Genomic DNA, 20943 nt, shown 5'->3' on the forward strand with positions numbered 1-20943 from the left:
CCGCTGTGCGGCGGCGGCGAGTTCGTCGTACGTCACAGAGTCGCCGCGGCAGGTCAGCGCGGTCCGGGCAGGCCACAGCCGGGCGGCGTGGTCGAGCAGTTCGTGGAGCACTCGCGGGGAGTAGGTCATCGGGTTCCTCCGGCGGCCACGACGGCCCGGCAGAGGCCGTCGACGTGGGTGAGCTTTTCCGGGACCAGGTCCTCGGCGGCGAACTCGACGCCGAGGTCGCTTTCGATCCGCTCGACGATCTCCATCATGCGGAACGAGCTGAAACCGGGGATGTCGCCGAGCGTGCGGGCGTCCGCGGGGGGATCGGTGCCCAGGACGGTCCCGATCACTGCGGTGACGGACTCGCGAACCGTCGTCGGCACATCGATGGTGTCCACTGTGGACACCGCGGCGGTCTCGGCGGCTCCGCCGAACGCCGTGTGGTCCGCGGCGAGGCACTCGGCGAGGCGGGGGAACAGCGCGCGCGGCTCCTCCCGGCCCGCGGCCACCCGGCGGCTCGCCAGGTAGACCTGCTTCGCGATCGCGTCCCACTCGGCCAGGTGCGCCCGCACCGGCTCGGTGCCGAGGCCCATGGCCGCGGCGTGCAGGCGGCGGCTGCGGGCGAGCAGCCACGTCTGCAGGGTCAGCCCGCGCATCGCCCGCACCCGGTCGGGGTGGTCGGCGTAGGTCGCCACGAACGTGCCGGCGTCGGCCAGTTCCACCAGCGGCGTGCGCTCGGTGGGCGGCGCCCCGGCGACCAGGTCGAACGTCAGCGCCCCCTCGGGAAGCGCTTCCGCGAGTTCCGCGTGGCCGAGGGCCCACCGGCCCGGCCGGGCCGCGCCCCACTCGGTGTCGTTGTGGTAGCCGTCCACGACGGTGACGCCGTCGCCGTCCGGCTCGACCAGGAAGCTGTGCTCCAGGTGTTTCTTGCCGTGGTACGGGACCCAGGGCAGGTGGAAGGCGTCCGCCACGACGTAGCAACCGGGCCCGGGCTCGAGTTCCGCGGCCGTCGAGACGTGCTCGCGCCGTGCGACGCGCAGTCCCAGCAGGGCCGCGGATTCGCACACGTGGTCGTCGACCAGCGGCTCGACGGTGGGCAGCCCGTCCGCGCCCGGCCGGGGCCAGAAGCGCAGGACCCGGCCCAGCGCGAGGTGTGTGCCCACGCCGTGGTGGCGGTCGGCCAGCTCGGCCAGGTTCACCTGGACGCAGTCGAAGAGGCGGTGGTCCATCGGCTCAGACATGGCTGCTCCCCGCGGTCGCGAGCCCGGGCACCGGCCGCAACCGGTCCATCGCCGATACCAGCGCCCGCTCCTCGGGCGGCTCGGTGGTCAGCTCACCGTCGAGCAGTTGCTGGTACGCCGACAGGTCGAGGTAGCCGTGCCCGCTGACGCAGGCGACCACGCCACGGGCCGATCCGCCGTCGGTGGCCAGGCGCGCGGCGACGGCCAGCGCGTGCCCGGATTCCGGTGCCGGGAGCACCATCTCCGACCGGGTGAAGGCCTGACCCGCCTGCAGCGCTTCGACCTGTCCGACGGCTTGCGCGGTGACCTGGTCCCGGTGCCGCATCGCGGAAATGACCTTCGCGGCGCCGTGGAAGCGCAGGCCCGCCGAGTGCGAGTCGGGGATCGGGTAGCTGCTGCCGATCGTGTACATCGCCTCCATCGGGCTGACCCCGGTGGCGTCGGTCTTGTCGTAGGCGTAGACGCCGCGGGTGAGCTTCGGGGTGGTGCTGGACTCCGCGGCGACGAGCTGCGGGCACTCGGCGCCGGTCGTGGCGGCGTCGGCGAAGAACGGCAACGCGATCCCGCCGAAGTTCGAGCCGGCGCCGACGCAGCCGACCACACTGTCCACAGTGGCCTCCAGCTCGGCGAGCTGGTCGATGGCCTCCAGCCCGATGACGGACTGGTGCAGGATGCTGTAGGTCTCGCCGCTGCCGATGCAGAACGCGGCGCCTTCGGTGCGCCCGGCGTATTCGACGGCTTCGCCGATGGCGAGCGCGAGGCTGTTCACCCCGCCGCCGCTGCGGGCGGCGACGTCGGTCAGCTCGCTCGGGCTGGCGTGCACGGTGGCGCCGAGAGCCCGCATCAGCGTGCCCCGGTAGGGCTTCTTCCGCAGGCTCGTGCCGACCATGAACACCCGGCAGCGCAAGCCGAACATCGTGCAGGCGGCGGCGAGCGCGGTGCCCCACTGCCCGGCCCCGGTGCCGGTGACCAGCTCTTTCACGCCGGCCTTGGCGTAGTAGTGGGCCTGGGCGAGCGCGGTGTTCAGCTTGTGGCTGCCGGAGATGTTGCCGCCCTCGTACTTGACGTAGATCGGCACGCGCGCGCCGACCGCGTCCTCGAACCGGCGGGCCCGCCACAGCGGCGTGGGCCGGAAGCTGCGGTAGGCGTCGAGCACCTCGGCGGGGATGTCCCAGAACTCGCGGTTCTGGGAGGACTGGCGCACCAGCGCGAACGGCAGGTTCACCGAGACGCCGTCGTCGCCGACGGCGGGGGACTCCGGGCTCTGGTCCGGCGGGAGCGGCTCGTCCAGGTGGGGCAGCACGCTGCGCCAGCTGGCGGGCAGGGAAACGGGGTTCATCGCAGGGCCTCCGTCCCGCTCGCGCCTTCGGCGACGACGTCGACGAGGTCGTCGACCGTCTTGAACGTGCGGCCGACGAACAGGTCGTCGGGCAGCGTCACGTCGAGCGCGTCCTCCAGGTGCACCAGCATGCCGACGAACCCGAGCGAGTTGAGGTGCAGCAGGTCGCCGTTGAGCGGCTCGTTGTCGCGGATCTCCTCCGGCGTCAGTGAAAGCCGCGATTCGGCGATCACCACGCGTTTCACCGAGTCGGACACGGTTTCGCGATCTGGTCCGTTCGTCATCGTTTTCCTTCCTGTTTTCGTGGCGCGGACGGGTTATCCGTTCAGGAATTCGTCAAGGTGGCGAATAACGGTGGGAAGCGCTTTCCGGTCGAAAACGTCGAAATGGCCGCACGCCAGTTCGCGGACCCGCAGCCGCCCCGACAGCCGCGTCCAGTTCTCGACCTGGGTGCGGCGGTGCGGGCTCGCGCAGGCCATCAGCAGCGCGGGGCCGGGGTGGCTGCTGGTCACCCGGTGCCGTCCCGACGCGGTGATGTGCGCGTGGGCGGTGGCTTCGGCCCAGCGCCGGTCGCGGGGTGCGACCCGGGCGTGCACCGACCGCATGATCCGCTCGACGACGGCGCCCCGGTGCGCGGTGCCGAACTCGTCGCGGCGGGTGAAGCTGTCGATCATCACGACCGCGGGCGCGGGCCCGGTCGCGGACAGCCGCGCGCCCAGTTCCCAGGCGAGGACCCCGCCCATGGACCAGCCCACCAGCAGGTCCGGGCGGCGGGGGAGACCGGCCAGCAGCGGCAGGTACCGCTCGGCCATCGTCGCGATGTCGTCGTCGGGAATTTCTCCGGCGAACAGGCCGCCGGCGCGGATGCCGCTCACGCCGTGGTCGCGGGCCAGCCGCAGGGCCAGCGGCGTGTACGGGCTCAGGCCGCCACCGCCGGGGTGCACGAGGACCGCCTGCGGCGCCTGCGCGCGCTGGCTGAGCGGAAGCAGCAACGGCGGTGCCGGTGCCGGGGCGAGCTGTGCCGGCATCAGCTCGCCTCGCGCAGCCGGCCGTTGGCCTCGACCACCCACGAGTAGTTCACCAGCGCGGAGAGGGTGATCGGCCCGCGGGCGTGCAGTCTGCTGGTGCTGATCGCGATCTCCGAACCCAGCTCCAGCGTCGGGCCGTCGTTGAGCCGCAGGGAACCGTTGACGACGATGGTGGCGGCGTCCACCCGGTCGGCGAACTCGCCGGTGGCGGCCGGGTCGGTGGCGGCGATCGCCTCGCTGTGGCCGGAACCGTGGCGCTGGATGAACTCCACGGCCTCGCCGGGGGAGTCCACGGCCACCACGCCGACCGTGCTGTCGAGGAACTCGCGGCCCAGGTCGTGCTCGCCCAGCGCGTCCACCTGCCAGTCGCCGGTGCTTTCCGGCCGCCGGATGCCTTCGCCGACCCGGATGGTCAGTGGCCGGCCGTCGCGGCGGGCGCCGTCGAGCAGTGCCGCCACGAAGTCGTCGGCCACCGGGCGGTCGACGAGCGCGACCTCCAGGGAGGTGCACCCGGCCGGGGCGGGGAGCTTGCTGTCCAGCGCGATCGCGACCGCCTGGGCCAGGTCGGCGCTCGAGTGCACGTAGAGGTGGTTGACGCCGCCGCCGCTGGCCAGGACCGGGATGGTGCTCGCGCGGTGGCAGTAGTCGATGAGCGACGGGCTGCCGCGTGGGATGAGCACGTCGATCTCGCCGGGACGGCGCAGCAGGTCCCGCAGCAGCGCGCGGCTGGGGTCGTCCAGCACGGTGACCAGGCTCGTCGGCAGCTCCGCGTCGGCCAGCGCGGCGGCGATGGCGGTGCCGAGCTCGGCGTTGGTCCGCGCGATCTCCTTGCCACCGCGGAGAATCACCGCGTTGCCGGCGGCGACGTTGAGCAGCGCGCCTTCGACGGTGACCGTGGGCCGGGCCTCGAAGATCATCAGCACCACGCCCAGCGGCCGCGGTACGCGGTGCCGCACCCCCCAGTCGCCGATCGGCGTCCCCGGCGGGCGGCTGGTCAGCTCGGTCAGCTCACCGGCGACCGTCGACGTCATCGTGACCAGGGCGTCGAGGTGGTCTGCGGTCAGCCGGAGCCGGTCGACGAGCACGTCGGGCAGGCCCTGGTCCCGCGCTCGTCCCACGTCGGTGTCGTTCGCTTCGCGGATCCGTGGCCACGCGGCGGTGAGCCGGTGCGCCAGCGCGGTGCAGAACCGCCCGTACGCCTCGGTGCCCAGCGGCGGGGCCGCGGTGGTCGCCGCACGCGCGGCGCCGATGATCTTGTCGACCATTGTTCTCCCGATCTCGATTTCCCCCCGGCAGATACCTCACGCTCTCAGCGGGAAATGCTCCGGGCAAATGTGATCATGGACCGATTGATGGGGTCATCAATAGTTTTGATGACCCTATTCGCGGCCCCTTGATCTTCGGTTTCAAACGTTGACTGGACGGAAATTTGCTCGCAGTGTCTTGAGGCATGGAACATCGTCGACTGGGCCGCAGCGGCCTCTCAGTGAGCAGGATTTCCTACGGCAACTGGATCACCCACGGGTCGCAGGTGGCCGAGGAACAAGCCAGGAAGTGCGTGGAAGCGGCGCTGGACGCCGGGATCACCACGTTCGACACCGCCGACATGTACGCCAACACCCGCGCCGAAGAGGTGCTGGGACGCGCCCTGTCGGGTCTCCGCCGGGAGAGCCTGGAGATCTGCACCAAGGTCTACTGGCCGACCGGTCCCGGCGGCCCCAACGACCAAGGACTGGGACGCAAGCACATCATGGAGTCCGCGCACGGCTCCCTGCGCCGGCTCCAGACCGACTACCTCGACCTCTACCAGGCCCACCAGTTCGACCCGACGGTCGAGCTGGAGGAGACCATGCTGGCGTTCGCCGATCTGGTGCGCCAGGGCAAGATCCTCTACGTCGGCGTCTCGGAGTGGACCGCCGAGCAGATCACCCGCGCCGCCGCGCTGGCCCGCGAGCTGCGGGTCCCGCTGATCTCCAGCCAGACGCAGTACTCGATGCTGTGGCGCGTCATCGAAGCCCAGGTCATCCCGGCCTGCGAGCGCGAAGGCATGGGCCAGCTCGTCTGGTCGCCGATGGCGCAGGGCGTGCTGACCGGCAAGTACCTGCCGGGCAAGCAGCCGCCGGCCGGCTCCCGCGCCACCGACGGCGAGGGCAGCGGGTACATGGTCCGCTGGCTGCAGGACGACGTGCTGCGCCGCGTGCAGGAACTGCGGCCGGTCGCCGAGCAGCTCGGCCTGACCATGGCGCAGCTGGCGCTGGCCTGGGTGCTGCAGAACCCCAACGTCGCGACCGCGATCACCGGCGCCTCGCGCCCCGAGCAGCTCACCGACAACCTCAAGGCCGTCGACGTCGTGCTCGACGACGCGGTGATGCAGAAGATCGACGAGCTGCTCGACGGCGTCAGCCGCTTCGACCCGACGTTCATCGGCGTGCCGCTGACCGCCCTCGTCTGACTGCCAGGGAGTACGCGTGTCCGACACCGAGTGGGCCTACGACGGGAAGCGCTACCGGATGCACCGCTTCCCCGCGGAAGTGCGGGCCCGGATGAAACCCCTCAACCGCAGCGACAACTGGCACGCCGGGCTGGCCTGGCTCGAGGACGTCGCCTGGATCGCCGCCTGCGTTTGGCTGTGTGTAACGGTTTCGTGGTGGTGCTACCCGTTGGCCGTGCTGATCATCGGCGCGCGGCAGCGGGGGTTGTCCACGATCCTGCACGACTGCGCCCACGGCGTCGGCGCCGCCGACCACCGGGTGCGGATGCTGCTCGGGACGGTGCTCACCGCGTACCCGATCTTCCAGCAGCACTACGCGTACAAGGTTTCGCACGTCTTCACCCACCACCCGCGGCTCGGCGACCCGGACCGCGACCCGGACCTGCGGTTCTTCATCGAGCAGGGCGCCTACCGGGCCGCCTCGCCGCGGACCTACGTGCGCCGGGTGGTGCTGATGCCGTTGTTCGGCACGCAGACCTGGGCGTACCTGCGCTACCTGGTCCGCAACCGGTACCGGGTGCTGCGCGAAGGCCGCGCCCAGGAGGCGTCCCAGGTCCGGCGCGGCAGGCGGCTGCTCGACCGCGCCGGGTTCTGGGGCTTCTGGGCCCTCGTCGCCGGGGTGTGCTGGTCGTGGGGCTGGACCGCGGAGCTGCTGCTGTTCTGGTTCGTGCCCTACCTGACGAGCTTCCAGATCCTGGGCTGGTACATCGAACTCTCCGAGCACACCCCGCTCGTCCGGGACGCGCGGGTGGACCTGCACATGACGCGCAACCGCAAGAGCCGCGGCTGGGAGAAGTTCCTCACCGGCATCCACAACGACAACTACCACCTGGAACACCACCTCGATCCGCGCACGCCGTTCTGGAACCTCGGCAAGGCGAGGCGGGTGCGGCTGGCCGATCCGGACTACGCCGCGGTCGACGCCGTGCTGGGCGGGCTGTTCACCCGGGGGCCGCGGGGCCAGCCCAGCGCCGTCAGCGCGATCGTCACGTCCATGTCCGAACCGAGGGAGCTGTCCCATGCCGGTCACTGACCGCCCCGCCAGCGCGCCGAAGGACTTCCGGCGGCCCGAGTCCGCCGTGATGCACGCGGGTGCCGAGCTGCGCGCCGGCCCGACCGCGCCGGTGATCACGCCGATCTTCCAGACCGCGGCCTACGAGCTGCCCGGCACGGGCGCCGCCGCGGGCATCTTCGACCTGAGTGAGGACGGGCACGCCTACACCCGCCTCAACAACCCCACCTGCGACGTGCTCGAAGCGCGGATCGCCGCCGTGGACGGCGCCCCGGCCGCACTGGCCGTCTCCACCGGACAGGCCGCGACCACCGTCGCCCTGCTCAACTTGTGCCAGGCGGGGGACAACATCGTCAGCTCCGACGAGCTGTACGGCGGCACGTGGAACCTGCTGGCCAACACCTTCGCGCGGTTCGGCGTCGAAACCCGGTTCGTCAGCCCGGAAGACCCGAAGAACTTCGCCGCCGCCACGGACGAGCGCACCCGCGCGTACTTCGGCGAAACGCTGCCCAACCCGAAGCTGCGCATCTTCCCGATCGAAGACGTCGCCGGGCTCGCCGAACAGGCGGAAGTGCCGCTGGTGCTGGACAACACCCTGCTTCCGATGGTCTGCAACCCGCTGGACTTCGGCGCGAACATCCTGGTGTATTCGGCCACGAAGTACATCGGCGGCCACGGCAGCGCGCTGGGCGGGCTCATCGTGGACGGCGGCACGTTCGACTGGACGCGCCACGCCGCACGGCACCCGCTGCTGACCGAGCCGGACCCCGCGCACGGCGGCGCGGTGTGGACCGAGACCGGCGCCGGCCTCGACAGCGCGCTGGGCCGCAGTCCCTACCTGCTGAAAGCGCGGGAAACGCTGCTACGTGACCTCGGGGCGTGCCTGAGCCCGTTCAACGCCTTCCTGCTCATCCAGGGCATCGAGACGCTGCCGCTGCGGATGCGCGCGCACGGCGAAAACGCGGCCGCGGTCGCGGAGTTCCTCGACGCGCACCCGGCGGTGTCCTCGGTCAGCCACCCGACCCTGGCCGGCGGAGAGCAGCAGGAGCTGCTGCGCCGCTACCTCGGCGGCAACGGCGGCCCGCTGGTGCAGTTCGAGCTGGCCGGCGGGCAGCAGGCGGGCAGCCGGTTCATCGAGGCGCTCCGGTTGTTCGCGCACGTCACGAACATCGGCGACGTCCGGTCGATGGCCACGCACCCGGCGTCCACCACCCACGCCCAGCTGCCGGTCGCCGACCAGCTCGCGGCCGGCGTGACGCCCGGCTCGATCCGGCTGTCGCTGGGCCTGGAGCACCCCGACGACCTGCTCGAAGACCTCGCCCGCGCGCTGGAGCGGGCCCGGTGAGCGCCCGGCCGCTGGTCGCGCTCGCCGCGTCCGCCGAACCGGTCGACGAGGTCCCGCACGTCGCGGTGCGCGAGGTCTACGCCCGGGCGCTGGAACGGGTTTCCGGCTGCGCGGTGGCCGTCGTCGGCGGTCCGGCGCCGCACCTGGCCGACGTGCTCGACCGCTTCGACGGCGTCGTGTTCGGCGGGCACCAGATCGACGTGGATCCCGCCCGCTACGGCGGTGATGCCCGGCCTGCCCCGGTGGACCCGGACCGCGACGAACTCGCGCTGCGGGTGCTGCCCGCCGCGCTGCGGGCGGGACTGCCGGTGCTGGGGATCTGCCGCGGGCTGCAGGAGCTGAACGTCGCGCTGGGCGGCACGTTGCGCGACCTGCCCGACGAAAGTCATCGAGAGGACCTTTCCCAGCCCCGGGACCGGCAGTACCGGCCCGCGCATGTCGTCGACCTCCCCGCCGGCGGCATGCTGCGGCAGCTGCTGGGCTACGCGCGGGTCTCGGTCAATTCGCTGCACCACCAGGCCATCGACCGGATCGCGCCGGACCTGCGCGTGGAGGCGGTGGCCGCGGACGGCGTCGTCGAGGCCGCTTCGGCGGGTGACGGGTTCTGCCTCGCGGTGCAGTGGCACCCGGAGTGGTACGCCGAGACGGACCCGGTGTCCACCGCGATCTTCCACGAATTCGGCGTCGCGACCCGGCTCGCCGCCGTTCGTCAGGGCTTTCCCTCGCCCCGCCCCATGTCCAGCATCGGGATGAACAGCTGGGCGAGCGGCCCGATCGCGCAGGCGTAGAGCACGGTCCCGATGCCGACGGTGGCGCCGAGCAGGAACCCGATCACCAGCACCGCGATCTCGATGCCCCACCGCACTGCCCAGATCGGGTACCCGCGCCCCGCGAGCCCGGTCATCAGCCCGTCCCGCGGCCCTGGACCGGCCTGCGCGCCGATGTAGCAGCCGGTGGCGAACCCGTTGAGCACGATGCCCGCGACCAGCACGACCCAGCGCACCCACAGCTGCCCGAACGGCGGCAGCAGCGCCAGCGCGAGGTCCATCGAGGTGCCGACGAGCAGCACGTTGCACAGCGTGCCGAGCCCGGGCTTCTGCCGCAGCGGGATCCACAGCAGCAGCACGGCGGCGCCGATCAGGTTGGTCCAGACCCCGATGCTGAGCCCAGCGGTGCGGGTCAGCCCTTGGGCCAGCGCGTCCCAGGGTTCGACCCCGAGCCCGGCGGCGACCACCATGGCGTCGCTGACGCCGTAGAGCACGAGGCCGACGAGCAGTTGCGACACCCGGCGGACGGCCCTGCCCGGCGGTACCAGCGGCGACTGCACCAGTTCGGCCACCCGCACGCGTGCTTCCCCCTGTCCGTCGTCAGTCCGCCCTGCCAGGATAACGGCGCCCGGGCGGCGGTCACACGATCGGCGGACGCAGGGCGCGTACTTCCGGTACCGGTCCCTCGAAGCGTTCCACCTCGACAGCGGCATGCTGGCCCGCGCACCCCTGCGACAGCCGCGACGACGGGATGTCCGCCGTGAGGACGTTCGGATTTCCGTGCGCGCACAGCGGTCCGGAGGGATGGTCCTCGACCGGGTCGAACCAGGCGCCGGTCGGGAGCTGGACGACGCCGGGCCGGAGTGCGTCGTCCAGGACCGCGTCCGCCAGGCAGGCGCCGCGGTCGTTGAACACCCGGACCACGTCGCCCGCCGTGATGCCGCGGGCCGCCGCATCGGCCGGGTTGAGGCGGATCGCTTCGCGGCCGGCCACCTTGCCTGCCAGGCTCGTGGCGCCGGCGTCGAGCTGGCTGTGCAGCCGGGTGTGCGGCTGGTTCGCGATCAGCCACAGCGGCCCGGTTTCGCTCGGCGGCAGCCAGACCGGGTGACCGGGGCAGTCCGGGTAGCCGAACCCCGCGACGGTCGCCGACGTGATCTCGATGCGGCCGCTCGGCGTGCGCAGGGGATGGGCGTCCGGGTCCGCGCGGAAGTCCGCGAACAGCGTGTGGTGCTCGCGGCCGGGCGGGAGCCGCAGCTCGCCCGCGGCCCAGAACTCCTCGAACGACGGGGAATCGCGCCAGCCGTCGTAGAGGTGCTCCAGCCACTGCCGGGCGGTGCGGCCTTCGGTGAACTCCGCCGCCACCCCGAGCCGGCGCGCCAGCCCGGCGAAGATCGCGTAGTCGTCCCGCGCTTCCCCGGCGGGCTCGGCGATCCGGTGCATGGCGATCACGTGCGTGTCGCGGCGGCCGGAACCGATATCCTCGCGCTCCAGAGCCGTTGTGGCGGGCAGGACGATGTCGGCGTGCCGCGCGGTGGCCGTCCAGTGGGGCTCGTGCACGACGACGGTGTCCGGGCGGGTGAAGGCGCGGCGGAGGCGGTTGAGGTCCTGGTGGTGGTGGAACGGGTTGCCGCCCGCCCAGTGCACGAGCCGGATGTCGGGGTAGCGCCGGGTCTCGCCGTTGTAGTCGTAGGTTTCGCCGGGGTGCAGCAGCAGGTCGGCGATCCGCGCGACCGGGATGTACTCGCCGATCGGGTTGACGCCCTGGGGTAGGGACGGGACGCGCAGCTCGGGGCCGGTGTCGCCGACGTCGCCCATCGAGCCGTAGCCGTGGCCGAACCCGCCGCCGGGCAGGCCGATCTGGCCGAGCAGCGCGGCCAGCGCGATGCCCGCCCACACCGGCTGCTCGCCGTGTTCGGTGCGCTGCAACGACCACGTCACGGTGATCAGCGTCCGGTGCGCGGCCATTTCCCTCGCCAGCGTGACGATGTCCGCGGCCGGGATGCCGGTGATCGCGGCGGCCCAGGCCGGGTTCTTGTCGCGCAGGTAGCGCTCGAACTCCGGGTAGCCGACGGTGTAGCGGTCGAGGAACGCGCGATCGTGCAAGCCTTCGGCGACGAGGGCGTGGGCCAGCGCGAGCATCAGCGCGGTGTCGGTGGCGGGCCGGATCGGGTACCAGCGCGCGTCCACAGTGGACGGGAGGTCGTCGCGCAGCGGGCTGACGAGCGCGACGCGGGCCCGCAGCCGCGCGAGGTGCCCCGGCGTGCCGTGCGCGGTGACGCCGCCGGGCGTGACGAACACGTTCTTCTCCGGCACGCCGCCGAACGCGACTATCAGCTCGGTGTGCGCGGCGATCGTCGGCCACGTCGAGGCCTGGCGCAGCACGGCGTGGGTGTCGCCGACGACGTGCGGCAGCAGCACCGACGACGTCCCGTTGCTGTAGGTGTTGCGCGAGGCGGTGAAGCCGCCGATCGTGTTGAGGAAGCGGTGCAGCTGGCTTTGGGCGTGGTGGAAGCGTCCGGCGCTGGCCCAGCCGTAGGAGCCGCCGAAGATCGCCTGGTTGCCGTGTTCGGTCCGGACGCGGTCCAGTTCGGCGGCCAGCAGGTCGAGCATCTCGTGCCAGGGCAGCTCGACGAACTCGTCGCGGCCGCGCCGGGTGTCCGGTCCGGGTCCGTGCTCCAGCCAGCCGCGGCGGACCGCGGGCCGGGTCACCCGGGTGGGGTGGTCCAGTGCGGCGGCCAGGTTGCCCAGCAGGGGTGACGGTGCCGGGTCGGCGGGGTGCGGCGCGACGCGCAGCCTGCCGTCGGGGCCGACCTCGGCCGAGAAGGCTCCCCAATGCGATGTGCTCGGCTTCATGCCCCGACGGTAACCGCGCCGGGCGTAACTCGGACGCGTGTACCGCGGGGTTTGCCAGGGTGGAGGGGACCACCGCCGAAAGGGAACCGATGCACCGCATGACCGTGCTTTACCCGCCGCCCGTCGACGAAGCCCACTTCCGGGAGTACTACACCAGCACCCACCTGCCGCTGGTGGCGCAGATGCCCGGCCTCCTCCACTGGCAGTACTCCTTCGACGTGACCATCCTCGCCGGCGAGCGGAAGTACTTCGCCGTCTTCCACGCCGACTTCGAGTCGGCCGAGGCCATGGCCGCCGCCCGCGAGTCCGAAGTGGGCAAAGCCGTGTCGGCGGATGTCAGGAACTACGCCACCGGCGGGGTGGAGCTGATCCACTACCTGCTCAGCGGCGGCCGCTGATCGTGCTCGCGCCGGCGTAGCGCGCCTCGGCGCCCAGTTCCTCCTCGATGCGGATGAGCTGGTTGTACTTGGCCGTGCGGTCGGCGCGGGACAGCGAGCCGGTCTTGATCTGGCCGCAGTTGGTGGCGACGGCGAGATCGGCGATCGTGGTGTCCTCGGTCTCGCCGGAGCGGTGGGACATGACCACGGAGTAGCCCGCCTTGTGCGCGGTCTCCACCGTGGTCAGGGTCTCGGTGAGGGTGCCGATCTGGTTGACCTTGACCAGGATCGAGTTCCCGATGCCGCGCTCGATGCCGTCGTTCAGCAGGTTGACGTTGGTGCAGAAGACGTCGTCGCCGACGAGCTGGACGCGGTCGCCGATGGTGTCGGTGAGCTGCTTCCAGCCGGCGTAGTCGTCCTGCGCGAGACCGTCCTCGATGGACACGATGGGGTAGCGGGCGGTGAGGTCGGCGAGGTAGGCGACGTGCTCCTCGACGCTGCGCTTGCGGCCCTCCCCGGTGTAGTCGTAGACCTCGCCGGTGTAGAACTCCGACGCGGCCGGGTCGAGCAGCAGGGCGATGTCCTCGCCGGGGGTGTAGCCGGACTGCTCGATCGCGCGCAGTACGAACTCGAGGGCTTCGTCGGCGGAGCTGAGGTTGGGGGCGAACCCGCCTTCGTCGCCGACGTTGGTGCTGTGCCCGGCGTCGTGCAGCGACTTGCGCAGCGTGTGGAAGACCTCGGAGCCCATCCGCACGGCCTCGGCGAACGTCGGCGCGCCGACCGGGCCGATCATGAACTCCTGGAAGTCGATCGGGTTGTCGGCGTGCGCGCCGCCGTTGATGATGTTCATCATCGGCATCGGCAGCAGGTGGGCGAACACCCCGCCGGCGTAGCGGTAGAGCGGCAGCGAGCTGGCGGCGGCGGCCGCCTTGACCACGGCGAGCGACACGCCCAGCGTCGCGTTCGCGCCGAGCCGGGCCTTGTTCGCGGTGCCGTCCAGCGCGATCAGCGTGCGGTCGACCTCCGCCTGTGCCTCGGCGTCGAGGCCCACGACCGCCTCGGCGATCTCGGTGTTGACGGCGTCGACGGCCTTGCGCACGCCCTTGCCGTGGAACCGGGCCTTGTCCCCGTCCCGCAGCTCGACCGCTTCCCGGGTGCCGGTGGACGCGCCGGAGGGCACCGCGGCCCGGCCGAGCGAGCCGTCCGCCAGCTCGACGTCGACCTCGACGGTCGGGTTGCCGCGGCTGTCGAGAACTTCGCGGCCCTTGACCCGGACGATGGCAGTCATTGCGCTCCTCGGTGAGTTCGCCTAACGGGGCGGCGCCACGGTGAGCCGCGAGACAGGGCGAGGCTAGCAGAAATCTCTGAATCGATCCCGAACTTTCTTCTGCCCGATTCGGCGCCACCCGCGGTCCGGATTAGAGTCGGCGGTGCCCGTGGTCCCGAGCAGAGGAGTTCGCATGCAAGGAGTCGACCCCTCGGTGCCGCCGAGCGGCCCGGGCTGCGCGGACTGCGACGCCGCGGACCCGCAGGGCTGGTGGTTCCACCTCCGGCGGTGCGCCGCCTGCGGCCACATCGGCTGCTGCGACTCCTCACCCGGCCAGCACGCCAGCGCCCACGCCGCGGCGACCGGCCACCGGATCGTCCGCAGCTTCGAGCCAGGCGAGGAGTGGTTCTGGGACTACCAAGAGGAGACGATGTACGAGTCCGGTCCCGCGCTGGCCGCCCCGGAGCACCGCCCGCTCACCCAGTCCGCGCCCGGCCCGGCGGAGCGGCTGCCCGAGGACTGGCCCCAGCGCCTGCACCGCTGACGTCAACCGCCGGCCGGGTTGTCCGCGTAGTTCACCGCGATGTTCTTGAACCCGAGCGACTGCAGCAGGCCGGTCAGCATCACCTTCGTGTTCCGTTCGGCGTCGGCCACCAGCGTGCTCTTCACGGCCGCGGCCTGGATCTGCTTCTGCGCGAGCTCGTACAGGGCCTGCTGCGAGTTCGGGTTGCCGTTGAGGAAGTCGTTGATGCGGGTGAACAGGCCCTGCTGCTGCGCGTAGACGTGGGACTCGTGCACGTCCAGTGTCGCCGGCTCCAGCTGGGCGTGCGGCAGGGTGATCGTGGCCGAAAGGCGGTCGTCGGAGACCTGGACGGCGTCGCCTTTCAGCCGGGAGAAGTCCACGTAGGCGTTGTCCGTGCCGACTCCGATGAACATCGTGTCGCTGCCCACGAGGAAACTGGGCAGCACCGAGCTGGTCGTGATGTCCACGACGACCTGGAACGAGCCACTGGCGGCCTCGTAGCGCGAAAGCTCGACGATCGACTGCAGCAGCACCGGCCCGGAATGCTCTTCGGTCTGCTGGGCGAACGGATTGCGCAACTGGGGCAACAGGTGAACGGCCGATCCGACGAGCGCCGCGGCTGCCAAGACCACCACTGCCACACCGATCCCGATGAGCCGCTTGCCCCATGCACCCATGCCGGGAGGAATACCCCAGCGGACGCTTGGCGAACCGGCGCGGTGGGTACGTACGCGGGGTCGAGCCCGCCGGAGAGGGGAGACACCGTGCGCAAGTGGTGGCTGTGGGTGCTGGTGCTCGCGCTCGTCATCATCGTCCTGGGCCTGATCTTCGGCGGCTACCGCAAGGGCACGAAGCTCGGCGCGCCCGTTCCGGCTTCGTACGGCTTGGTTCGGTACGTCGTGTAACACAGGGTCCGAGGATTGGCGGACGAAGCCGGTGGAAGTCCTCGAATGAGGAGCTCGAATCCGCCGTGCAATCGTGGATTCGTAGCAGACGATCAGTGTTTTCGATCGTTGATGCCCCGTTCGGAGCAACAGCCGTGATCGACGCGGGAAATGTCCTTCTTTTGTCACCAAATTGGCGTCGCGGCCGACGTGTTGCGGTGTGGCCGGGGCGCCCTAGACTGCAGGCTGGACGCACGAAGTATCCGTGGAGGGTGCGATGTCGAGCAAGGTCGTGCAAGGCGCGCGATTCTTGTCCTTGAGGGTACTTCTGACCGAGCGGTGCAACTTGACCTGCGTGTTCTGCCACAACGAGGGGCAGGAAGGGCTGAGCGGCCTGTCGGCGTTGAAGGCGGGTGATCTGAGGACCCTGCTCGACGCGGCCGGGAGCAAAGGCCTGCGGCAGGTCAAGTTCTCGGGTGGCGAGCCGACCCTCTTCCCCGGTTTGCCCGACCTGGTGCGGCAGTGCGTCGAGGCAGGCTACGACACGGCGGTCATCTCCAATGGTGTCAACCGCCGGGTGCTCGAGTCGGTCGCCGCGTTCGGCGGCCGGATCTGCGTCAACGTCCCCTCGGCGGATCCGGATACCTATGCTCGCCTGACCGGCGGTGTTCTGGATCGTGTACGGGTGACGCTCGATGTGCTTCGTGGTATGGGGGCGGAAGTCGCGATAAACAGTTACGCCCGGTTGGTTCCGGACGCGAAGCACGTCGAACACATGCTCTCATTCGGTCGTGAGCATCGGCTTCCGGTCAAATTCCTCCTGCCGTGCCAGGTGTCGGCGATCGAACGGCAGCGGCGCGCGCACCGGGAGTACGGCGATTTGCTCGCCGAATTCGGTTACCGGCGATCTTCCGATACGCCCTACGACAGCACGTGGCACGGTGGAAAAGGCCAGTCCGTCCGCATGGTGAAGCCGTGGTGTCCCGGTGCCTGCCACGAAATGGCGCCACAATACCGGAGCATCAGGTTGACGACGCAGCTGCAGCTGCGGCCGTGCTTCGGGAACGCGCGGTTCGGCGAGACGCTCGACCTCGATTCCGTGGAGTCGTGTGCGCGGAGTTTCGACCGGGCGTTGTCCTCTTTCGCCGAAGCCTGCGGCGACCGAGCCGGAGTCCAGGTCCGCCGACGGCAGCTCGCCGACGCGTACGAGGTGGAGAGTCATGTACGTTGAGCGGGAGTGGCGCTTCCGGCTGAGCGAGGACAAGTACCGCCGGCTGGCACGTGAATTCGAGTGGAGCCCGCCGGTCCGGGTCGTCGATGTCACGCTCGGACTGGATGGCCCGGTGAGCATGAAGACCCGGGGCTGGGTGGCTCGGCTGCGGTGGGTCGAAGGGGTCTGCGCACTGCAGTACAAAGGCTTGACCGCCGGTGAAAACGAGTACCTCGAAGCCGAAGTCGGTGTCGAGACGGTGCGTGGCGCGGCGGAAGTCCTGAGCCTGATGGGATTGCGGCTGGGGTTGGTGATCGACCGCACGCGACGGACTGCCCGCGTACGTGACGCGGTGCTGACGCTGGACGACGTCGCCGGGCTGGGCATGTTCCTCGAGGTCGAGCTGAGCGGCCGTGCGGCGGACCAGGAACTGTCCGCGTTGGTCGCCGAGTTCGGTTTGGGCGAGTCCTGCCCGGCGTACGGTGACCAGATCCTGGCCGGTGTCGGATCGTCACCGGCGTGGGCGGACAGCTACGTCCGCGCGAAGGCCGCCGTGCTCACGGAACTCGGGCTCGAGCGGGTTCTCGCGGTCGAAGACGTCGTTCAACCGACCCCGTCATGATCGCCCGCGAACTGCTGGGCGTCCACCCGGCCGAGGTGATGATCGAGCTCCTGGAGCGGGCGAAGCTCGATGTGCTCTTCGAAGCGCAGCACATCGGGAGGAAGGAGCCCTCGGCGGCGACGGCGGGCACGATGCTCTACGCCGCGTCGATGATGCGTTCGATCCCCGACGAGGTTCTCGAGCCGTACTTCACCGAGCTGTGCTGCCTGCTCAGCGACGCGGGGTCGATCGAGGTGCCGTCGTGGTACCGCGTCACGATCGAAACCAACTGGTCGGATGCGTGGTGCCTGGCGGCCCTGGCGCGCCGGCCCCGGCTGGCCAGCCCGGGGGCGGTCGAAAAGCTGGCTTCGTCGTTCTTCGACCGGCAGGATTCCTCCGGTGGCTGGGGCTTGCGCCCCGATCGTCCGGGCCGGCCGCACCCGTTGTTCTGCCTCCCGGCGGCGCTGGCCATCCGGAACCTGGTGGACAACGGAGGTGTACCGGCGCGGAAGGCGGTGGCCGCACGCCGGAACCTCGTCTCCTACCTCAGGCGGTCACCGACCGAAGAACCCCTCGTCCGAGTCCTTCGCGACGCGATTCTGAAGATCATCGGCGCGCCTTCCGCACCGGAGAAGCTGGAGCGCCTGCACGGCCTGATCTGGCGCGGTGGGGTCGTGGCGATGGATTCCGTCTGGCTCGGCAGGGAAGACCAGCCGCTGTGGTACACCACGATCGACCGGTCGCTGATGGTGCTGGCGACGCGGCAGTTGTGGCCGGTACTCGATCCGGTCAACGTCCAGCTCGCGGGTGAGCTGCTGGACGGGTTCGACGACGACCGCGGTGGCTGGTGCAACGACGTCTCGGACACCAACGTGTGCACGTGGCGCACGGCCGAGGCCGCCTTGGCGGTCGATCTCCTCGGCCGGGACCTGGAGAAGTCGCGGATCACGGCCGACGGCTGGAGATCACGCCGCGAAGAATCCGCCGCGCTCCGGGTGACCGACGGCTTCGACGTGGGTATTTCCTTTTCGTCGATGCAACGGGGTATCGCGGCCCGGATCCGGGAAAAGCTGAGAGCCGCCGGGTTGACCGTGTTCTACGACGAGGACTACGAGCACGAACTCCTCGGTGCCGATCTCAACATGTACTTGCACGACACGTACATCCGGCGGTGCCGTTACGCGATCGCCATCCTGTCGGCCGACTTCGTGAAGTCCAAGTGGAGCGGCAGCCTGGAGTGGCGGGCGATCCTTTCCCGGCTGCAGGAGGCGCGGGGCAACTTCCTGCTGCCCTACTACGTCGACGAGGTGGAAGTACCCGGCCTCAGTCCGTCGATCGGCTACATCCGAAGCCGGACCCACTCGCCCGAAGAGTTCGCGGACGTCGTTCTGCGCAAGGTCCTGGCGCACGGGTCGAGACCGCAAGAAGGGGATCGACGGTGACGAGTCGGCTGGAGCGGCCGGATGGCGGTGGTGAACTGCTGACCGACGTCGGCGAGTACCACGTGCACGAACTGATCGAAAACCTCATCAACGGCGACGGGCCCCGGGTCATCGGGGACGACTGCGCGGTGTACGAGCTGGACGACCGCGAATCCTTGCTGCTGAACATGGATCGCCTTCCGCTGAACGTGGAGACGTACAACCGCGCGAGGCTGTGCGTGGCGCAGACGTTGTCGGACATCTTCTGCATGGGCGGTCGGCCTTGCAGCTTCATGGTCGCGCTCACCTTGCCTCGCGGCACGACGCTGGCGGCCGTCGAGACCCTGATGGCCGACCTGTCCGCCGAACTGGCGCGCTACGACGTGCGGCTGGTCGGCGGGGACACGAAGGAAGGCCAAGCCTTTCACATGGTCGGCTTCGCGTTGGGCCGGGCGGCGTCCGATCGCCTCGTCAGACGCACCGGCGCGAGACCGGGCATGGTCGTGGGGGTGACTTCCGCGAAGGCCAAGCACTGGGGCTTGCGGTGGGCCAACGCGTTGATCCGCGAGCTGGATCTTTCCGTGCCGCCCGCTACCGAAGCACTGTGCCGGTCGGCCGACGAGGTGATCGAACTCCCCGAAGCCGAATCGCGTGCCGCGATCGACACGGGAAGGGTGCGCGCCGGGCTGGACCTCTCCGATGGCGTGGGAGGCGGTGTCCGCATCCTGGCACGGGCCTCCGCGGCCAAAATGGTCCTTGACGGCGGTGCGTTGGCGACACTGCCGGACCAACGGCTGCGGCCGGTTGCCGAAGCCCTCGAGCTACCCCTGGCGGCGTTCGCCCTCTCGCCGGGTTACGACTGGGAGAACATGTACGTCGTCGATGCCGACGGCGTCGGCGACGTGGTCGACTCGGTGGCGTCAGTGGGCGGGCGCTTCACGGTGATCGGACGGATCGGTGAGGGCCGCGGCGTCGAGCTCGATGGCCTCGCGATCGACGAAAAGCGGCTTCCGGTGGACGAAAAGTTCGCCAGGGACTATGTATGGGAGCAGAGATTTTCGGCATGGCGGGACGATTGTCGCGCTATTCTAGGGAACGGGTAGGTGACGCCGTGTCGTATCGAGACCCCGGTGAGCTGGAAGCGGACGATCTCCTGCTGCTGCGCAGAGCTCGTGATGTCGGCAGGAACGCCTTCAACCCTGTTTCCGGGTTCTTGGTCGGCGCCGCGGTGCGCGACCGTCTCGGGCGGACCTTCGCGGGTACCTTCCTCGAGTCGTCGGCGCTGCCGCTGAGCGTTTGTGCCGAACCCGCCGCGCTACTGGCGGCGTTTTCGGCGGGCAGCCGCGATCTGGTGACGATCGCCGTGGCCGGTGGTGACCCCACGGACTCGGGATCCGACATCCCCATCACGCCGTGCGGTGGCTGCCGGCAGCGCATCTACGACACGACCGGGGGAGCCGCGGTGAACATCAGGGTGCTGTGCTCGAACCTCGCGCTGGACCGGGTTCTCGACGTGCACATCTTGGACTTGCTCCCGTACGCCTTCGATTCGTCCGTGCTCCCCGCCGCGGCCTGGAAGGCTTGACCCGGGCGGCAGGTACGTTGAGACGATGGCGGAGGGCGTCTCGAACGAGGTCGGCGCGGTGTACGGCCCGGTCGTGCAGATCGGGAACGTGCACGGCGACGTCGTAGTTTCCCGGACCTCGCCGCCGGTGGCCGAGCGGCCGATCGCCGGGTGGACGGCGCGGGAGCTGGGGGTGCACGAGGCGATCACGCTGGATTCGCCGGTCCCCGCCGGGCCGCCGTGTTACGTCTCGCGGCGGCACGACGGCGAGATTCGCGGACTGCTGCGGGATTTCGCCGAAGCCTGCCTGATGGTGGTGCTGGTCGGGGGTTCGGCGTCGGGGAAGACGCGGGCCGGCTACGAAGCGGTGCGGGCGGTGCCGCACCTGCGGGACTGGCCGGTCGTGCGCCCGAGCGGGCCGCGGCAGCTGGTGGAGTCGCTGGCCCGCGGCCTCCCGCCGCGGCGGGTGTGGTGGCTGCCCGATCTCCGGCGCCGGTTCCTCGACCTGCCGCACGGGCCGGCGGTCGCGGAAGGGCTGGCCGGCCTGCTGTCCGGTCCGGGGCCCGTGCTGGTGGTCGCCGACGTGTGGACCGCGCACTGGAACCTCCTGTCCACTGTGGACTCGGTACGCGCGCTGCTCGACCTGCCCCAGGTGCGGATGGTGCGGATCCCGGACAGCTTCGCCGGTGACGAGGCGGAACTGACCCGGTGCGCCGCCCTCGACCCGCGGGTGGCGCTGGCCGTGCGCACGACCGAGCGGCTGGAAGTCACCCAGGTGCTGTCCGGCGGCCCGCAGCTGCTCCGCCACTACGCCGACGGCCTGCACAGCCCGTGGACGCACGCGCTCATCACGGCGGCGATGGACGCACGGCAGCTGGGCGACGAAAGCGCGATCACCGCGGACATCCTCCGCACGGCCGCGGCGGCCTACCTCGACGACCGGGCCCGCGCCGTCACCGGCGACTGGTTCGCCGACGCGCTGGCGGGCGCGACCCGGCAGCACCACGGCATCGCCGCGCTGACCCCGGTTCG

At 70.7% G+C, this 20943-nt stretch carries 22 protein-coding genes; 13 read left to right on the plus strand and 9 right to left on the minus strand.

What is annotated here, in order from left to right; translation table 11 throughout:
- Positions 1-125: 125 nt before the first annotated feature.
- From G3I65_RS41330 to G3I65_RS41350, 5 genes are read right to left on the minus strand one after another with little or no spacing between them, the layout of a single operon-like run.
- Complete coding sequence (locus G3I65_RS41330) at positions 126-1229, minus strand: acyl carrier protein (protein WP_160700903.1); 1104 nt, start codon at positions 1227-1229, stop codon at positions 126-128.
- Complete coding sequence (locus G3I65_RS41335) at positions 1222-2568, minus strand: TrpB-like pyridoxal phosphate-dependent enzyme (RefSeq protein WP_160700904.1); 1347 nt, start codon at positions 2566-2568, stop codon at positions 1222-1224. The genes G3I65_RS41330 and G3I65_RS41335 overlap by 8 nt, the downstream gene beginning before the upstream one ends.
- Positions 2565-2852, minus strand: a complete 288-nt coding sequence (locus tag G3I65_RS41340; protein ID WP_160700905.1) for an acyl carrier protein — start codon at positions 2850-2852, stop codon at positions 2565-2567. The genes G3I65_RS41335 and G3I65_RS41340 overlap by 4 nt, the downstream gene beginning before the upstream one ends.
- A gap of 33 nt (positions 2853-2885) precedes the next feature.
- A complete protein-coding gene (locus tag G3I65_RS41345; protein WP_160700906.1) occupies positions 2886-3596 on the minus strand; it encodes an alpha/beta fold hydrolase in 711 nt (236 codons plus the stop codon).
- Positions 3596-4861, minus strand: a complete 1266-nt coding sequence (locus G3I65_RS41350) for a glutamate-5-semialdehyde dehydrogenase (protein WP_160700907.1) — start codon at positions 4859-4861, stop codon at positions 3596-3598. The genes G3I65_RS41345 and G3I65_RS41350 overlap by 1 nt, the downstream gene beginning before the upstream one ends.
- Positions 4862-5046: 185 nt before the next feature.
- Here G3I65_RS41350 and G3I65_RS41355 point away from each other — a divergent pair, with 185 nt between their 5' ends.
- The 4 genes from G3I65_RS41355 to G3I65_RS41370 are packed head-to-tail and all read left to right on the plus strand — an operon-like array spanning position 5047 to position 9232.
- The gene (locus G3I65_RS41355) at positions 5047-6048 is read left to right on the plus strand and encodes an aldo/keto reductase family protein (RefSeq protein WP_160700908.1); all 1002 of its coding nucleotides are present in this window, start codon (positions 5047-5049) and stop codon (positions 6046-6048) included.
- A 16-nt stretch (positions 6049-6064) separates the two neighbouring features.
- Positions 6065-7120 carry a fatty acid desaturase family protein gene (locus G3I65_RS41360; RefSeq protein WP_160700909.1) on the plus strand — a complete coding sequence of 352 codons (1056 nt, stop codon included), beginning with the start codon at positions 6065-6067 and terminating at the stop codon, positions 7118-7120.
- On the plus strand, positions 7107-8444 hold the full coding sequence (locus tag G3I65_RS41365; RefSeq protein ID WP_160700910.1) for an O-acetylhomoserine aminocarboxypropyltransferase/cysteine synthase family protein: 1338 nt from the start codon (positions 7107-7109) through the stop codon (positions 8442-8444). The genes G3I65_RS41360 and G3I65_RS41365 overlap by 14 nt, the downstream gene beginning before the upstream one ends.
- A complete protein-coding gene (locus tag G3I65_RS41370; RefSeq protein ID WP_160700911.1) occupies positions 8441-9232 on the plus strand; it encodes a gamma-glutamyl-gamma-aminobutyrate hydrolase family protein in 792 nt (263 codons plus the stop codon). Before G3I65_RS41365 ends, G3I65_RS41370 begins: the two co-directional genes overlap by 4 nt.
- On the opposite strand, the gene G3I65_RS41375 is transcribed toward G3I65_RS41370, so the two are convergent.
- A complete protein-coding gene (locus tag G3I65_RS41375) occupies positions 9154-9783 on the minus strand; it encodes a YitT family protein (RefSeq protein WP_375336762.1) in 630 nt (209 codons plus the stop codon). The two genes, G3I65_RS41370 and G3I65_RS41375, sit on opposite strands and share 79 nt — an antisense overlap.
- 67 nt (positions 9784-9850) lie before the next feature.
- A complete protein-coding gene (locus tag G3I65_RS41380) occupies positions 9851-12064 on the minus strand; it encodes a molybdopterin-dependent oxidoreductase (RefSeq protein WP_160700912.1) in 2214 nt (737 codons plus the stop codon).
- A gap of 98 nt (positions 12065-12162) precedes the next feature.
- On the opposite strand from G3I65_RS41380, the gene G3I65_RS41385 reads away from it, so the two are divergent.
- Positions 12163-12462, plus strand: a complete 300-nt coding sequence (locus G3I65_RS41385) for an EthD family reductase (RefSeq protein ID WP_239071758.1) — start codon at positions 12163-12165, stop codon at positions 12460-12462.
- On the opposite strand, the gene eno is transcribed toward G3I65_RS41385, so the two are convergent.
- The gene (eno, locus tag G3I65_RS41390; RefSeq protein ID WP_160700914.1) at positions 12446-13729 is read right to left on the minus strand and encodes a phosphopyruvate hydratase; all 1284 of its coding nucleotides are present in this window, start codon (positions 13727-13729) and stop codon (positions 12446-12448) included. The two genes, G3I65_RS41385 and eno, sit on opposite strands and share 17 nt — an antisense overlap.
- 172 nt (positions 13730-13901) lie before the next feature.
- On the opposite strand from eno, the gene G3I65_RS41395 reads away from it, so the two are divergent.
- Positions 13902-14252: a UBP-type zinc finger domain-containing protein gene (locus tag G3I65_RS41395; RefSeq protein WP_160700915.1), complete on the plus strand. Its 351-nt coding sequence runs from the start codon at positions 13902-13904 to the stop codon at positions 14250-14252.
- 2 nt (positions 14253-14254) lie between these two features.
- Here G3I65_RS41395 and G3I65_RS41400 read toward each other — a convergent pair whose 3' ends face one another.
- Positions 14255-14818 carry a DUF4230 domain-containing protein gene (locus tag G3I65_RS41400; RefSeq protein WP_239071759.1) on the minus strand — a complete coding sequence of 188 codons (564 nt, stop codon included), beginning with the start codon at positions 14816-14818 and terminating at the stop codon, positions 14255-14257.
- A 177-nt stretch (positions 14819-14995) separates the two neighbouring features.
- Between G3I65_RS41400 and G3I65_RS56640 the strand changes: the two genes are divergently transcribed.
- The 7 genes from G3I65_RS56640 to G3I65_RS41430 form a co-directional block, all read left to right on the plus strand.
- Positions 14996-15136 (plus strand): hypothetical protein, encoded by a 141-nt coding sequence (locus G3I65_RS56640; protein ID WP_166641218.1) that lies wholly within the window; start codon positions 14996-14998, stop codon positions 15134-15136.
- Positions 15137-15392: 256 nt separating this feature from the next.
- A complete protein-coding gene (locus G3I65_RS41405) occupies positions 15393-16346 on the plus strand; it encodes a radical SAM protein (protein WP_160700916.1) in 954 nt (317 codons plus the stop codon).
- Positions 16336-16947 (plus strand): CYTH domain-containing protein, encoded by a 612-nt coding sequence (locus G3I65_RS41410; RefSeq protein ID WP_160700917.1) that lies wholly within the window; start codon positions 16336-16338, stop codon positions 16945-16947. The genes G3I65_RS41405 and G3I65_RS41410 overlap by 11 nt, the downstream gene beginning before the upstream one ends.
- Positions 16944-18368 (plus strand): TIR domain-containing protein, encoded by a 1425-nt coding sequence (locus tag G3I65_RS41415; protein WP_160700918.1) that lies wholly within the window; start codon positions 16944-16946, stop codon positions 18366-18368. The genes G3I65_RS41410 and G3I65_RS41415 overlap by 4 nt, the downstream gene beginning before the upstream one ends.
- The gene (locus tag G3I65_RS41420) at positions 18365-19450 is read left to right on the plus strand and encodes an AIR synthase related protein (protein WP_160700919.1); all 1086 of its coding nucleotides are present in this window, start codon (positions 18365-18367) and stop codon (positions 19448-19450) included. Before G3I65_RS41415 ends, G3I65_RS41420 begins: the two co-directional genes overlap by 4 nt.
- Entirely contained in the window at positions 19411-19932 is a 522-nt protein-coding gene (locus G3I65_RS41425; RefSeq protein WP_160700920.1) for a cytidine deaminase, read from the plus strand. The genes G3I65_RS41420 and G3I65_RS41425 overlap by 40 nt, the downstream gene beginning before the upstream one ends.
- A gap of 25 nt (positions 19933-19957) precedes the next feature.
- The coding region (locus G3I65_RS41430; protein ID WP_203612654.1) for a hypothetical protein at positions 19958-20943 on the plus strand (986 nt) is incomplete at its 3' end.

This window comes from Amycolatopsis sp. SID8362, from assembly GCF_010550475.1.
In the GTDB taxonomy this organism is placed as follows: Bacteria; Actinomycetota; Actinomycetes; order Mycobacteriales; family Pseudonocardiaceae; genus Amycolatopsis; species Amycolatopsis eburnea.

What these genes read in the sequence shown, in the direction of transcription:
- G3I65_RS41330 (WP_160700903.1), bottom strand. Translation starts at nt 1,229, where the DNA reads ATGTCTGAGCCGATGGACCACCGCCTCTTCGACTGCGTCCAGGTGAAC.
- G3I65_RS41335 (WP_160700904.1), bottom strand. Translation starts at nt 2,568, where the DNA reads ATGAACCCCGTTTCCCTGCCCGCCAGCTGGCGCAGCGTGCTGCCCCAC.
- G3I65_RS41340 (WP_160700905.1), bottom strand. Translation starts at nt 2,852, where the DNA reads ATGACGAACGGACCAGATCGCGAAACCGTGTCCGACTCGGTGAAACGC.
- G3I65_RS41345 (WP_160700906.1), bottom strand. Translation starts at nt 3,596, where the DNA reads ATGCCGGCACAGCTCGCCCCGGCACCGGCACCGCCGTTGCTGCTTCCG.
- G3I65_RS41350 (WP_160700907.1), bottom strand. Translation starts at nt 4,861, where the DNA reads ATGGTCGACAAGATCATCGGCGCCGCGCGTGCGGCGACCACCGCGGCC.
- G3I65_RS41355 (WP_160700908.1), top strand. Translation starts at nt 5,047, where the DNA reads ATGGAACATCGTCGACTGGGCCGCAGCGGCCTCTCAGTGAGCAGGATT.
- G3I65_RS41365 (WP_160700910.1), top strand. Translation starts at nt 7,107, where the DNA reads ATGCCGGTCACTGACCGCCCCGCCAGCGCGCCGAAGGACTTCCGGCGG.
- G3I65_RS41380 (WP_160700912.1), bottom strand. Translation starts at nt 12,064, where the DNA reads ATGAAGCCGAGCACATCGCATTGGGGAGCCTTCTCGGCCGAGGTCGGC.
- G3I65_RS41385 (WP_239071758.1), top strand. Translation starts at nt 12,163, where the DNA reads ATGACCGTGCTTTACCCGCCGCCCGTCGACGAAGCCCACTTCCGGGAG.
- eno (WP_160700914.1), bottom strand. Translation starts at nt 13,729, where the DNA reads ATGACTGCCATCGTCCGGGTCAAGGGCCGCGAAGTTCTCGACAGCCGC.
- G3I65_RS41395 (WP_160700915.1), top strand. Translation starts at nt 13,902, where the DNA reads ATGCAAGGAGTCGACCCCTCGGTGCCGCCGAGCGGCCCGGGCTGCGCG.
- G3I65_RS41405 (WP_160700916.1), top strand. Translation starts at nt 15,393, where the DNA reads ATGTCGAGCAAGGTCGTGCAAGGCGCGCGATTCTTGTCCTTGAGGGTA.
- G3I65_RS41410 (WP_160700917.1), top strand. Translation starts at nt 16,336, where the DNA reads ATGTACGTTGAGCGGGAGTGGCGCTTCCGGCTGAGCGAGGACAAGTAC.
- G3I65_RS41415 (WP_160700918.1), top strand. Translation starts at nt 16,944, where the DNA reads ATGATCGCCCGCGAACTGCTGGGCGTCCACCCGGCCGAGGTGATGATC.
- G3I65_RS41425 (WP_160700920.1), top strand. Translation starts at nt 19,411, where the DNA reads ATGGCGGGACGATTGTCGCGCTATTCTAGGGAACGGGTAGGTGACGCC.